General features: G+C 69.5%; 11 protein-coding genes. 2 read left to right on the plus strand and 9 right to left on the minus strand.

Going from position 1 to position 13,374, the window contains the following annotated elements; genetic code table 11:
* Positions 1 to 3: 3 nt before the first annotated feature.
* The 8 genes from ACFXJ5_RS21370 to boxB all read right to left on the minus strand — a co-directional run bounded on the left by ACFXJ5_RS21370 (position 4) and on the right by boxB (position 9,790).
* Positions 4 to 861 (minus strand): amidohydrolase family protein, encoded by an 858-nt coding sequence (locus ACFXJ5_RS21370; protein WP_384633121.1) that lies wholly within the window; start codon positions 859 to 861, stop codon positions 4 to 6.
* Between the two features lie 43 nt (positions 862 to 904).
* The gene (locus ACFXJ5_RS21375; protein WP_384633124.1) at positions 905 to 2,152 is read right to left on the minus strand and encodes a CaiB/BaiF CoA transferase family protein; all 1,248 of its coding nucleotides are present in this window, start codon (positions 2,150 to 2,152) and stop codon (positions 905 to 907) included.
* Entirely contained in the window at positions 2,149 to 3,336 is a 1,188-nt protein-coding gene (locus ACFXJ5_RS21380; protein WP_384633127.1) for a cytochrome P450, read from the minus strand. The genes ACFXJ5_RS21375 and ACFXJ5_RS21380 overlap by 4 nt, the downstream gene beginning before the upstream one ends.
* A 91-nt stretch (positions 3,337 to 3,427) precedes the next feature.
* A complete protein-coding gene (gene fdxA, locus ACFXJ5_RS21385; RefSeq protein WP_384633130.1) occupies positions 3,428 to 3,757 on the minus strand; it encodes a ferredoxin in 330 nt (109 codons plus the stop codon).
* A gap of 78 nt (positions 3,758 to 3,835) precedes the next feature.
* On the minus strand, positions 3,836 to 4,852 hold the full coding sequence (locus ACFXJ5_RS21390) for an NAD(P)/FAD-dependent oxidoreductase (protein WP_384633133.1): 1,017 nt from the start codon (positions 4,850 to 4,852) through the stop codon (positions 3,836 to 3,838).
* Entirely contained in the window at positions 4,849 to 6,477 is a 1,629-nt protein-coding gene (locus tag ACFXJ5_RS21395; RefSeq protein ID WP_384633136.1) for a benzoate-CoA ligase family protein, read from the minus strand. The genes ACFXJ5_RS21390 and ACFXJ5_RS21395 overlap by 4 nt, the downstream gene beginning before the upstream one ends.
* A gap of 4 nt (positions 6,478 to 6,481) precedes the next feature.
* Positions 6,482 to 8,212, minus strand: a complete 1,731-nt coding sequence (gene boxC / locus ACFXJ5_RS21400; protein ID WP_384633140.1) for a 2,3-epoxybenzoyl-CoA dihydrolase — start codon at positions 8,210 to 8,212, stop codon at positions 6,482 to 6,484.
* A 99-nt stretch (positions 8,213 to 8,311) separates the two neighbouring features.
* Positions 8,312 to 9,790: a benzoyl-CoA 2,3-epoxidase subunit BoxB gene (boxB, locus tag ACFXJ5_RS21405; RefSeq protein ID WP_384633142.1), complete on the minus strand. Its 1,479-nt coding sequence runs from the start codon at positions 9,788 to 9,790 to the stop codon at positions 8,312 to 8,314.
* Between the two features lie 188 nt (positions 9,791 to 9,978).
* Between boxB and ACFXJ5_RS21410 the strand changes: the two genes are divergently transcribed.
* Positions 9,979 to 10,542 carry an adenylate kinase gene (locus ACFXJ5_RS21410; protein ID WP_384633145.1) on the plus strand — a complete coding sequence of 188 codons (564 nt, stop codon included), beginning with the start codon at positions 9,979 to 9,981 and terminating at the stop codon, positions 10,540 to 10,542.
* Here ACFXJ5_RS21410 and ACFXJ5_RS21415 read toward each other — a convergent pair.
* The gene (locus tag ACFXJ5_RS21415) at positions 10,532 to 12,196 is read right to left on the minus strand and encodes an AMP-binding protein (RefSeq protein WP_384633148.1); all 1,665 of its coding nucleotides are present in this window, start codon (positions 12,194 to 12,196) and stop codon (positions 10,532 to 10,534) included. The genes ACFXJ5_RS21410 and ACFXJ5_RS21415 overlap by 11 nt on opposite strands.
* Positions 12,197 to 12,498: 302 nt before the next feature.
* On the opposite strand from ACFXJ5_RS21415, the gene ACFXJ5_RS21420 reads away from it, so the two are divergent.
* On the plus strand, positions 12,499 to 13,374 hold the full coding sequence (locus ACFXJ5_RS21420) for a PaaX family transcriptional regulator C-terminal domain-containing protein (RefSeq protein WP_384633151.1): 876 nt from the start codon (positions 12,499 to 12,501) through the stop codon (positions 13,372 to 13,374).

A 13,374-nucleotide genomic window follows, 5' to 3' on the forward strand; every position in this document is an offset into this window, starting at 1 on the left:
CCCTCACACCCCGAGTCCGGGGAAGATCTTGGCGGCGTTGCCGGACAGTACGGCGCGCACGGTGTCGGCGGGCAGGCCCAGGTCGCGCAGCGCGGCCACGTTGCGGGAGGCGCCGGGCACGCCGGGCCAGTCAGTGCCGAAGATCCACTTTTCGGCGAGTCTGGGCAGGTCGAAGCGGGCAAAGTACTCCGGCAGCTTCTTCGGTGGCAGCCCGGCCAGGTCGAGCCACACATTGGGCTTGGACAGGGCCAGGAACGCGGCGGTGTCGTACCACCACCCGCGCCCGCCGTGGGCGAAGACGAACTGCACGTCGGGGAAGTCCTCGATGACGTCAAGGAGGAGCGCGGGATCGCCGTAGCCGGTGCGGGAGCCAGGGAAAGTGGAGGTGCCCGAGTGCAGGATGACGGGGACGCCGCGCTCGGCGCACAGGGCGTAGGTGGAGTGCAGTTCCCTGGAGGCCGGGGAGAACCCGCCGTGCACCGGGTGCAGTTTGACCGCCACCGCTCCGAGGTCGAGCTGCCGCTCGATCTCGGCGGTCATCGGGTAGTGCAGATGCGGGTTGGCGCTCGCCACCGGGCGAAAGCGCACCGGGTTGTACGCGACGATCGGCAGCAGGTCGTCGAAGGACTGGATGCCGGTGGCCCGAGGACTGTACTCGCAGAACAGCAGCGCGCGGTCGACACCCTCGGCGGCGAACAGCGCGTCCAGTTGTTCGGGCACCGGATCGCCCTGCTCGTCGTAGGCGTCGCGCCAGCGGTGGCGGCCGGAGTACTTGTCGGCCCACTCCAGCCAGGCGGGTCTGAGCGTGGACAGACGAGGGGCGTGCACATGGGCGTCGACCACGATGTCGTCACCGGTCATCGGTCATCCTCCAGAAGGGATCGGGTCAGCCACGCCGCTCATGTCATGCCGTGGATTGGCCCGCGGTTGGCGGGTCGGCCGTCAGGCGCGTGATCTCCCGCCCTTCGTAGCCCAGTTCGGCCAGTACCTCGGCGGTGTGCTGGCCCGCCCGCGGCGGACCGGCGACCACATGGCGCCGCACCTGGTCGTAGCTGACCGGGGAGTCCACCGACTCCACCCCGGCGTTCTCGATCTCGACCCACGCTCCGGTGGCGCGGGCCTGCAGATCAGTGACGACCTCAGCCGGGGTCTGCACCGGGGCCCAGAACACGTCGTGCTTGTCGAGGACTTCGGCCCAGTACTCCAGCGGGTGGGCCGCGAAGGCCGCGTCCAGGATGGGGATGAAGTCCCTGCGGTTCTTGGTGAGGTCGCGCGGGGTGCGGAACCGCTCGTCCTGGAGCAGGTCGTTGCGCCCGATGGCGGCGAGCACCTTGGGCAACTGGCGGCCGGCCTGGACTCCGACCAGGAAGAACCACCGGTCGTCGGCAGTGCGGTAGGAGTTGTACATCGGCGTCGGGCAGTTGTCCCTGGGGTAGGGCGGCCGGGGCCTGCCGCCCATGGCCTGCACTCCCAACTCCCCGGCCAGCGCCCACATTCCGGTGCGCAGCAGGGAGACGCCCACCATCCGGCCGCGCCCGGTGCGCTGCCGCTCGTGGAGTGCGGCCAGGATGCCCGCGGCTCCCGCCATCGCGGTGAAGGTGTCACCGAGGCCCTGCATCAGGGGCGCGGGCGGCTCCCCTTGCGTGGTCAGCTCGTGGGCGATGCCGGTGCGGCCGAAGAACGAGGCAAGGTCGTAGCCGGCCCGCTCCTCGTCGTCGCCGCCCCAGCCGTAGGCGGTCAGTGAACAGAACACCAGGCACGGGTAGTTGCCGGCCACCTCCTGGGGGGACAGGCCCAGGCGGCGCAGGGCGGCAGGGCGAAGGTTGGTCAACAGCACGTCGGCCCGGTCCAGCAGCCGGCGCAGCACCTCGTGGCCGTCCGGAGTGCGGATGTCGACCTCGATGGAGCGCTTGCCGCGGTTGGCCGAGGTGAAGGCGCCGTTCGGCGCGTCCGGATTGGCGCCCATGGAGCCCCAGATGTTGCGCATCGGCTCGCCGCCGTGCGGCTCGATCTTGACGACGTCGGCGCCCCAGTCGGCGAGCAGGCCGCCGGCCGCCGGGCCGGCCATCCAGTGGGCGAGTTCGACCACCCGGACCCCGCGCAGCGGGGCGGGTGGCTGGTCGTCGTCGGGTGCGGTGATGCGGCCGCTCACCGGGTCACCTCGAAGTCCACCCGCTCGGGGCCGCGGGTCTGGCCGCCGCTCCACACGACGCTGTCGGGGTCGGTCAGATGAAAGTCCGGCATCGCCCGCAGCCACTCCTGCAGGGTCACCCGCAGCTCCAGCCGGGCGAGGTTGGAGCCGAGGCAGCGGTGGCCGCCGGACCCGAAGGTCAGATGACGGTTGCGGGCCCGGTCGATCCTGATCTCGTCGGGGTCCTCGAAGACCTCGGGGTCTCGGTTGGCAGCGCCGAAGGCCAGCAGTACGCGCTCGCCTGCGGCAATGCTGCGGTCGTGCAGCTTCACATCCTCCGTGGCAATCCGTCCGACGCTGACCGGGGCGTAGACCCGCAGGAACTCCTCCGTGGCGGTGTCCAGCAGCCCCGGGTCGGCCACCAGACGCCTGCGGTCGTCGTCATGGGAGGCCAGGTGCCACAGGGAGGCGCTGATCGCGCTCCAGGTGGTGTCGGCGCCCGCGAGCAGGACCAGGAAGGCAGCGCCGATCTTGTGCTTGCGCGAGAGCGGTTCCCCGTCGAGGTCGACCGCGGCCAGATAGCTGATCAGGTCGTTCCTGGGCTCGGCCTCGCGCTCGTCGAGCAGCCCTCCGAGGTAGGCGAGGATCTCGTCGACGGCCTGCGCGCGCACCGCCTGGTCCTTGGGGCCGACCCGGATCATCCGGATCACCCAGTCGGTGAACTGCTCGCCGGGCGGGACTCCGAGCATCTTGGTGAGCACGGCGATCGTCAGGTGTTGGGCGAAGTCGTCGACCACGTCGCCGCCGCCACGCGCTGCGAGCCCCTCCACCAGGCCCCTGGCCTGGTCGCGGATGAACGGCTCGAACTCCGCGATCCGCGCGGGCAGGAAGTACGGCATCAGGATGTCGCGGTGCGGCTTGTGCGCAGGCGGGTCCGAGGTGAGTGGGGGCAGGTACAGGCCGCCCGCCGACTCCAGCGGCCCGGCGACCTCGACCGCGCGGGAGGAGAACCGGGCGCCGTCGCGGGCAATGTTCCGGATGTCGTCGTAGGACACCGGCATCCACGAGCCGCCCCACTCGTCGGAGTGGGCCACGGGGCACCCGGCCGCCCGCATCGCCGCCCAGACGGCGTGCGGGTCTTCCTTGAAGTCCGACGAGAAGATGTCATAGCCATCGAAATCGTGCTCGCGTGGTTGTTCGCTCATAATGACACTCTACGCTTTGAGTGATTCGGTGTCGAGAACTGTAGGTTATGAGGATCGGTCAAAGTACGGCGGTTTTCGGGGTTCTCCGACATCAGCGCGCAGCCACCATCGGGGTGTCCACCCCCACCGGGCCGATCTTGTTGGCACCGCCAGGCGTGCCCACCGGGGCGTCACGGCCCGGCAGCGGCTCGGTGAAGAACCGGCGGTTGTCCTCGACGAACTCGACGTGCTCCTCGTCGGTGCGCCGGTCCTGGGTGATCGCCTCGACCGGGCACACCGGCTCACAGGCACCACAGTCGATGCACTCCTTCGGATTGATGTAGAGCTTGCGCTCTCCTTCGTAGATGCAGTCGACTGGGCATTCCTCGATGCACGACTTGTCCATGACGTCGATGCATGGTGCGGCGATGACGTACGGCATGGCGGCCTGCTGCCTCTCAACTGGATACGGGTGTCGGGGTGTCGGTAAGAGAGCCGCGGATCACGGGGGTTGCGTGGATCAGGCGGAGACGGGAAGCGGAGCCTGGCTGTCCGTGGAGTGACCGGGGAAGAGCTGCGCGTCGGGGTTGATGTGCACCGCGGCGTTGTTGACCGCGGTAGCCACTTCGCCGAACCCGACGGCGATCAGCCGGATCTTGCCGTCGTAGTGGGTGATGTCCCCGGCTGCGAAGACGCCCGGGAGGTTGGTGCGCATCGCCGAGTCGACCACCAGGTGCCGGTTGTCGTGCAGGGCGAGCCCCCACCCGCGCAGCGGACCGAGGTTGGCGGTGAAGCCGAGTGCGGCCACCAGCTTGTGGCAGGCAAGCGTCCGCGGCGCGCTCTCGCCGGTCACCGCGATCTCGATCGCTTCAAGCTGCTCGGCGCCCGTCGTCCGCTTCACCTGGGCGTTGGTGATGATCCGCACCGGTGACGCCTTGAGCTGCTCGACCGACGCGTGGTGGGCCCGGAACGCCTCGCGGCGGTGCACGAGCGTGGTACTCGCGGCGATCGGCTGGAGCATCAGCGCCCAGTCCACGGCGCTGTCGCCGCCGCCGACGATGACCACATCCTTGCCCGCGTACTCCGACGACGAGGGCACGAAGTACTCCAGGCCCCGGCCGAGGAAGTCATCGCCCCCGGGCAGCGGGCGCGGTGTGAAGGTGCCGATCCCGCCGGTGACCACCATGGCCCCGGCCGCGATCTGCCGGCCGGAACTGGTCGTGACGACCAGCAGATCCTGCTCGGGGCCGCGGACGACCCGCTCCAACTGCTGCGCCTCCTGCCCGAGCAGATAGACGGGGTCGTACGGCGCGGCCTGCTCGACGAGGTTGCCGACCAGTCGGCGGCCGGAGATGGCGGGGAATCCGGCGATGTCGAAGATCTGCTTCTCCGGGTACATCGCGGTGACCTGCCCGCCGACCTCGCTGAGTGAGTCGACCACGGCCACTGAGAGCCCGCGAACCCCGGCGTAGTATGCGCCGAACAGGCCCACCGGCCCCGCACCGACAATCAGCAGGTCGACGTGGGCGGCGGTCATGGCTGGCCTCCAGTGTTCGGGGTAGGCAGGGCGGTGAACGCCGCTGACAGGGGGACGTGCAGGTTGGCGACCAGCTCGCGGATCTTGAGCCGCTGCAGCTTGCCGGTGGAAGTCCTGGGCAGCTCTTCCATGAAGATCACCGCTCGTGGGCGCTTGAAGGCGGCCAGGCCATTGCGACACCAGTCGATCAGTTCGTCGGCGGTGACCGGGGCGCCGGTGACGACGCAGGCGACCGGCTTGTCCAGCCCCGAGGCGTCGGTCAAGGCGACCACGGCGGTCTCCGTGACGGCCGGGTGCTCCAGCAGCCGGCCCTCGATCTCCGCGGGCGAGACCCAGATACCGCCCGCCTTGAGCAGGTCGTCTCCGCGGCCGAGGCAGGTGTAGTAGCCGTCGTCGTCGCGGACGTAGACATCGCCGGTGTTGAGCCACTCGCCCTGGAAGACTGTCCTGGTGGCGTCGGTGCGGCGCCAGTAGCCCTCCGCGATCGACTGGCCGCGCACGTACAGGGCCGCCGGCGTGAGGTCCGGCACCGGCCGGCCCGCGGCGTCGCGCAGTTCGATGTCGTAGCCCGGCACGGGGCGGCCGGTGGTGCCGGGACGGATCTGGCCGGGTCGGTTGGACAGGAAGATGTGCAGGGCCTCGGTCGACCCGATGCCGTCGATGATCTCGACCCCGAACCGCTCGCCGAACCGCACCTGCAGGGCGGCCGGCAGCGGCTCACCGGCCGAGGTGGCCAGCCGCACCGAACTGAACGTGTCGTCGGGCAGGTCCGAGGCCAGCAGTGCCGCGTAGAAGGTCGGGACGCCGAAGAACAGCGTCGGCCGGTCCTGCCGCACTCGTTCGCCGAACACCTGGGGCGTGGGCCGCCGGGATTCCAGCACGGTGGTGGCCCCGACCGACAGCGGGAAGAACGCCGCGTTGCCGAGGCCGTAGGCGAAGAACAGCTTGGCGACCGACAGGCAGGAGTCCGAAGGGCTGATCCCCAGCACCTGGGCGCCGTAGGTCTCGCTGACATGCCGGATGTTGGCGTGCCGGTGGATCGCGGCCTTCGGGGACCCGGTGGTTCCCGAGGTGTAGAGCCACAGCGCCCAGGTGTCGTCGCTGACGGGGGCCGCGGCACGCTCGTCCGGGCCGGCCGCGGCCCCCGTTCTGGTCAGCTCCGACCAGGTCAGGGAGTGGATTCCGGCGGGTGTCGGAATCGGCTTGGCGGCGTCGACGATCACATGCCGCAGCAGCGGCGCCGACGCGGCGGCGGCCAGCACCACCCCGGCGTACTCCTGGCTCGCCACGAGCACCGAGGCGCCGGAGTCGGTTACCTGGCTTGCGAGTTCGCTCCCTGTGAGCATGGTGGACAGCGGCACGGCGACGAAGCCGGCCCGGAACGCGCCGAGGATGCCGGCGAGCATGGGCACGTCGTCGTTCGTCACGAACAGCACCCGGTCGTCCGGACGCAGTCCCAGCGAGCGCAGTCCGGCCGCGGCGTCGGCCGACAGGTCGGCCAACTCGCGGTAGGTCAGCGAGCCGCTGCCCGCCCGGACGGCGGTGTGCGCACCGCGGCCGTTGTCGACATGCCGGTCGACCAGCCAGGTCTGCGCGTTGTGGCCACTGCTCTGGAGGGCGCGCACGGGCTCAGACCCGCTCGGTGTTGTAGTCGCCCTTGCGCCCAGTGCCGAAACGCCGCAGGGCGCCGTCGGGACCGGAGGCATTGGGGCGGATGAAGATCCAGTTCTGCCATGCGGTGAGCCGGCCGAAAATCTTGGTCTCCAGCGTCTCGGGCCCCACGAAGCGGTGGTTGGCCTCCATGCCGGTGAGCGCGTCGGGGGACAACGCGGCCCTTTCTTCGAGCGCTATGCGCAGTTCGTCGGCGAAGTCGATGTCGTCCAAGGCGAGCGTGACCAGGCCGAGCCGGGCGGCTTCGCGGGCGTCCAGCCGCTCGCCGGTTCGGGCCCGGGCGGCGGCGAGGTCATCGTCGTGACCCCAGAAGCGGGACTGCAGCCGGCTGAGGTCGTTGCTCATCGGCCAGGCGCCGAGGTTGGAGCCGGTCAGGACGACCGCGGCGGGCGTCGCGTCGGGGTCGGTGTCCTGGTAGACGCCGTCGAGCATGTACTGCCGGTCGGCGGCGAGGGCGAGTTCGAGCAGCAGGCCGGCGAAGCAGCTTCCCGGATCGATGACGGCGACGATGCTGCGGCTGGTCACGTCGAATCGCTTGAGGGTGCGCTTGTAGTAGTGCCGGATCTCGTTGACGAGCCAGTCGGCGGCGAGTTCGGCGAGCTGTGTGTCGTAGGCGAGCACCGTGTCGGTGTCCCCCTGGGTGCGGATCAGCCAGGTGCCGATGTCGGGCTCGTTGGTGCGAAGGTGCAGGACGAGGTCGTCCAGGGCGCGGGTCAGGGCCAGCGGCCAGTAGTCGGCGCCCTGGGCGTGGATCGCCGCGGCGTCCTGCGGCGGGGCGGCGGCGGGGGCGTGGACGGTGATGTCGACCAGCCGCGCGGAGCGGTCGAGGACGGCGGTGACGTGCGGGTAGGCAAGCGTGTCGGCGGACTCCTTGCGGTCCAGCGGGGCCAGCACGACACCCTGCGCGTCCTGCGGGCGCGGTGAGTCGGCCGCCGCCTGGTGCGCGCGGCGGGCGATCTCCTCGGCGAAGCGGGCGCGCGGCACGGTGGCGTCGGCCAGTCCCCACTCCACGGCGGTGGCGCCGCGGAAGCCCTCGGACTTGGTGGCGAAGACGTCGGCGCGGTCCTTGCGGACATGCCGCTTGTCGACCACGCGGGTCAGACCGCCGGTTCCGGGCAGCACGCCGAGCAGCGGGATCTCAGGCAGTGAGACCGCCGAGGAGCCGTCGTCGATGAGGACGATCTGCTCGCAGGCCAGCGCCAGTTCGTAGCCGCCGCCGGCGGCCGTGCCGTTGAGCGCGGCGATCCAGGTCTGGCCCGAGTGGGCTGTGGCGTCCTCGATGCCGTTGCGCGTCTCGTTGGTGAACTTGCAGAAGTTCACTTTCCACGCGTGGGTGGATTGGGCGAGCATGCGGATGTTGGCGCCCGCGCAGAACATCCGGTCCAGGCCGCTGGTCATGACCACCGACCTCACCTCGGGGTGCTCGAAGCGGAGCCGCTGCACGACGTCGTACAGCTCGATGTCGACCCCGAGGTCGTACGAGTTCATCTTCAGCTCGTATCCAGGGACCAGGCCGCCGTCCTGGTCGACGAGGAGGATCACCGTGGCGACCTCCCCGTCCACCTCCACCTTCCAGTGGCGGTAGCGGTCGGGAGTCACCCGGAAGGTGATCGCGGACCCGGAGTCCGGCCGGCCCGGCGCGGCACCTTCCTTCAAGGGACTGTCACTCACGGAAACGGGAACGGACATGCCACACCTTTCAGCGGACTGGACGGGCGGTACGGGAAACGGACGGCAGGACGGGACGGGACGAACGGGGACGGTGGCGGCGCAGTTCGGCGGACCGGCTCAGACGAGGGCTTCCTCGGCGAGGTGGACGTAGTCGAATTCGACGGGCTGGTCGTTGATGCCTGTCTGCGGCGCGGCGATCCAGCCCGCGAACCGGCCGGGCTCGTACTCCGGGACCATCAGCGAGGAGACAGCCGCGCGGTCCTCCTCGGTCGGCAGCCACTCGCGCCTGCGGGCCTGCCAGGTCGCCTCGTCGACGACCTCGCCCTCGGGGCTGATGTGGTGCCCCGCGTAGACGCCGACCGCGCGGTGGAAGCCCTCGTGCGGCAGCAGCAGCCGCTGTTCCAGGCCCGCGTCCTCGAGTGCCTGGTTCCAGCGGCGGACGCCGTTGGCGCAGTCTGCCGTGTACTCGTCGCGCAGATCGAGGTTGAGGGCGCCGAGCTGCGGCACCGCACGCTGGACGATCCGACCGTCCTCGACCACGTTCATGACGCGCTTGGCGTCCAGCAGCACGTGGTCGTCCTTGCGGCGCGCCTCCTGCCAGCGGCCCTTGAGGCCCGAGCTGTAGTAGTTGCCCGCGTTGGTGGACTGCTCGGAGCCGAACAGGTCCATGGAGACGGAGAACTGGAAGTTGAGGTACTTCTGCACGACCTGCAACGGGATGCCGCCGTACTGCAGGATGTCGTCCGTGCCGTGCTGCTTCATCAGCTCCGCGGTGCGCTCCACCACCCGCTGTACGCCGGAGGTGCCGACGAACATGTGGTGCGCCTCTTCCTTGAGCATGAACTCGCAGGTGCGCGCGAGCGGGTCGAAGCCGGACTCCTTGAGCGTGCCGAGCTGGTACTTGCCGTCGCGGTCGGTGAAGTACGTGAACATGAAGAACTGCAGCCAGTCGGTGGTCTCCTCGTTGAACGCACCGAGGATGCGCGGACTGTCGGGGTCGCCGGAGTTGCGCTTGAGGAGCTGCTCGGCCTCTTCGCGGCCCTCACGACCGAAGTACGCGTGCAGCAGGTAGACCATCGCCCACAGATGGCGGCCCTCCTCCACGTTGACCTGGAAGAGGTTGCGCAGGTCGTACAGGCTCGGGGCGGTGTTGCCGAGGACGCGCTGCTGCTCCACCGAGGCGGGCTCGGTGTCGCCCTGCACGACGATCAGCCGCTGGAGTTCCGCGCGGTACTCGCCGGGGACCTCCTGCCAGGCCGGCTCGCCCTTGTGCTTGCCGAAGGCGATCGTGCGGTCGGGGTTGCGCTCCGCCAGGAAAATTCCCCAGCGGTACTCCTCCATCGGCACGTGCGCGAAGTGGGCCCAGCCGTCGCGGCCGACCGCGATGGCGGTGCGCAGGTAGACGTCCTTGGTCGGCAGCGACGGGCCGAGCTGCCGCCACCAGTCGAGGAACTTCGGCTGCCAGCCCTCCAGCGCCCGCTGCAGGCGCCGGTTGTCGGCGAGGTCGACGTTGTTCGGGATGCGCTCGTTGTAGTCGATGGTGCTCATCGGGCCGGTGGGGCCGGGTGCCGGTCCGGTGCGGGCGTCTGCGGACATCAGCGCTCTCCTCTGGTCGGTCTTCACTCCCTACCTGACGTTCTACGCCTTCTTTGCGTCACTGCCAAGTGTTTGTCGAACTTTTTGGGCGAACAAGCCCCGTCGGAACCCTGCGCATCCCGGATATGTGACAACATCTATGATCCAGTTCCACTTTATGTCGTCAATGACGAGAGGGTCTCCCACTGATGCGTATCGTGCTGATCGGACCGCCGGGAGCGGGCAAGGGCACACAGGCCGGGATCGCGTCGGCACGGCTGGACGTCCCGCACATCTCCACCGGGGACATCTTCCGGGCCAATCTGGACCAGGGCACGGAGTTGGGGAACGCCGCCCGCGCCGCCATGGCCGCCGGCGACCTGGTCCCGGACGAACTGGTCGTCGCGATGGTGCGGGACCGGCTGGCCGAGCCCGACGCGGCCGGCGGCTTCCTGCTCGACGGCTTCCCGCGCAGCCGGCCACAGGCGCACGCCCTCGACGGCCTGCTCGCGGATCTGGGCATCCCCCTGACCGCGGTGCTCGAACTGCGCGTCGGCACCGAAGAGGTGCTGCGCCGACTGGCCGTGCGCGGCGCGCAGTCGGGGCGCGCGGACGACACCGAGCAGACCGTGCGCCACCGCCAGCGGGTCTACGCCCGGCAGACCGCGCCGCTGGTGAACCACTACGCGGGCCAGGGCCTACTGCACACGATCGATGCGGTCGGCGAGGTGGACGCCGTGGCCGAGCGGATCAGGTGGGCGCTCAGCGTGTGAGGTCCTGGCCCGGCGTCCGTTCGGACGACCGGGCCACCTGGGCCTCCAGGACGCCGGCCGCGAACTGCTCCTTGAGCTGGAACTTCTGAATCTTGCCGGAAGCGGTGACCGGGAGCTCGTCGACGAAGATCCAGTATACGGGCGACTTGTGTGCCGCGATCCGCTCCCGGCAGTACTTCTTCAGCTCGTCCGCGGTCGGCGTCGGCGCACCGTCCTTGAGGCGGATGACTGCGGCGATCTGCTCGCCCCACTTGTCGTCGGGGACGCCGATCACAGCGACGTACGCGATCGCGGGGTGCGCGATGAGCAGTTCCTCGATCTCCCGGGGATAGATGTTGACTCCGCCCCGTATGATCATCTCCTTCAACCGACCGGTGATCCGCAGGAAGCCGCGCTCGTCCATGGTGCCGACGTCACCCATGTGCACCCATCCCTCGGCGTCGATGGTCTCCGCGGTCTCCGCGGGCAGTTCGTAGAAGCCGAGCATGTTCTGGTAGCCGCGGCAGCAGATCTCGCCCTTCTCACCGAGCGGGACAGGCGCCCCGGTGCCCAGGTCGGCGATCTTGATCTCCAGATGCGCCAGCGGCTGGCCGACGGTCTCCGACTGGTCCTCGGGCGAGTCGGTCACCCGCGTCTGGCTGATCACGCCGTGCATCTCGGTCTGGCCGAAGAGGATGCTGAACTGGCAGTCGAGAGTGTCGATGGTCCGCCGCACCAGGGCGGCCGGCACCGTCGAGGCACCCGACATGATGGTCCGCAGGCTCGACAGGTCACGGGAGGCCAGGTCGGGGTGGTCCAGCAGGGCCATGAGCATGGTGGGCACGACGAGCGAGTGGGTGCCCCGGTACACCTCGAACAGCTCCAGCATCAGCCCGGCGTCGAAGCCCGCCATGATGACGAACGTGCCGTGCATCGCGAGCGCGCCGAAGGACGTCACCGCGCCGCCGCCGATGTGGTACATCGGCATCGCGTTGATGTAGACACCGCCCTCCGACATGCCCGCCCGCAGCGCGACGAAATGGGCTTCGTTCACCAGCCCGGTGTGGTGCAGGAGGGCACCCTTGGGGAAGCCGGTCGTGCCCGAGGTGTACTGGATCTGGATCGGGTCGGTGGCCGCGACCGGCGGCAGCTCCCGCGCCGGGTCGCCGGAGTCGAGAAAGACGTCCCACTCGGAGAACGAAACAGCCTCCTTCAGATCGGGCAGCCCCGGCAGCACCGCGTCCACCACCGACGCCATGTCGGAGTCGCGGTAGGAGTCGACGTGAAACAGGCCCGTGGCACGGGACTGCCGGAGGATGTACCCCAGCTCGTTCACCCGATAGGCGGGGTTGACGGCGACCATCACCATTCCCGCGAGGCTGATGCCCTCCTGGAGGATGATCCAGTCCGCGCTGTTGGGCGCCCAGATCGCGATCCGGTCGCCGGGCGAGAACCGCGCAAGCAGCGCGCGGGCCGCGCGTTCTGACACCTCAAGGAATTGCGCATAGGTCCAGACCCGGCGCTCTGCCGGGTCCTTGACGCCGTCGACGAGGGCCGGCCGGTCCGGCGCAGCCTTCACCGCTTCGCGCAGCAGGTCTCCCAGCGTCAGGTTCCTGACGTCCTCGCCGGATTCTTCAGCCGGCCAGTACGACCGGGTGAGGGGGTTGCGCTCCATGGGCATCTCGCCTCCTGCAAGAAGTAGCCCGCGTTCCGGGCAGTCGGCCCCGCCAGGCCGCGCCGGCAGGGAGCCTCCATCCACAGCACCATCGTTATACATCTTTTGGAAGATACTTCGAAAGAGTGTAGAATGATATTTCTCCTCGGAGCCCTTCCCACGTCCGTTCGCGCACGTCAGATGTGGCGGGGTGTGCGCGGATGCCCGCTTCACACATCGCCGAGCTTGCCGACGGACCACTGCCACTCGCTGACCGGCACAGTAGAATCCGGAACACATCGACGAGTGGGGAGAGCGTTTTCATGGCTGAACGGCAGGCGGCGGCGAACCCCGCGCGGGGCGGAACCGGCACCGGCAGATCCCTGGTCAGCGTGGGGAGCGCGCGCTCGATGCTGCTGACCGTGCTCGGCGAGTTGGTGATGCCGAACGGGGACTCCGCGTGGACGTCGTCGCTGCTGTACGTCCTCACCGGCCTGGGCATCGAGGAGCAGACCGCGCGGCAGGCGATCGCCCGCGGTGCCGCCGCCGGCTGGATCACCGGGCAGCGCGTCGGCCGCGAGGTCCAGTGGACCCTGACACCCGCGGGCCGGCGCCTGATCGAGGACGGCGCCAAGCGGGTGTACTCGATGAGCGCACCGCCCGAGCGGTGGGACGGGAACTGGCTGATCCTGCTGGTCAGCATCCCGCAGAGCCAGCGCTCGGTACGCAAGAAATTGTACGGCGCGCTGAGCTGGGAGGGCTTCGGCAACCCCACCCCCGGCGTGTGGCTGGCGCCGCATCCCGAACGCCGGCAGGGCGTCCAGCAGGTGATCGACGACTTCGGCCTGCGGGACTCGACGCTGGCCTTCGTGGGCACCTCGCTGGCGATCGGGCTGCGCGAGGACGAGATCGTTCACCGGGCATGGGACCTCCAAGAAGCGACCGCCAAGTACGAGCAGTTGCTGATCCGCTTCAGCGGACTGCAGCCGGAAGCGGGCGACCCTCTGCTGTTCAACCACGTCCAGTTGGTCAGCGAGTGGCAGCGGTTCCCGTTTCTGGACCCCCAGCTCCCCGAGGAGCTGCTGCCGAACTGGATCGGCAGGCGCGCCGCCGTGGTGTTCACCCAACTGCGCTCCCGCTGGTACGAGGACGCCCGACGCAGGTGGCACGAGGTCGTGAAGCAGACCTCGCCCAACTGA

The organism is Streptomyces sp. NPDC059373 (assembly GCF_042751495.1).
GTDB lineage: Bacteria > Actinomycetota > Actinomycetes > Streptomycetales > Streptomycetaceae > Actinacidiphila.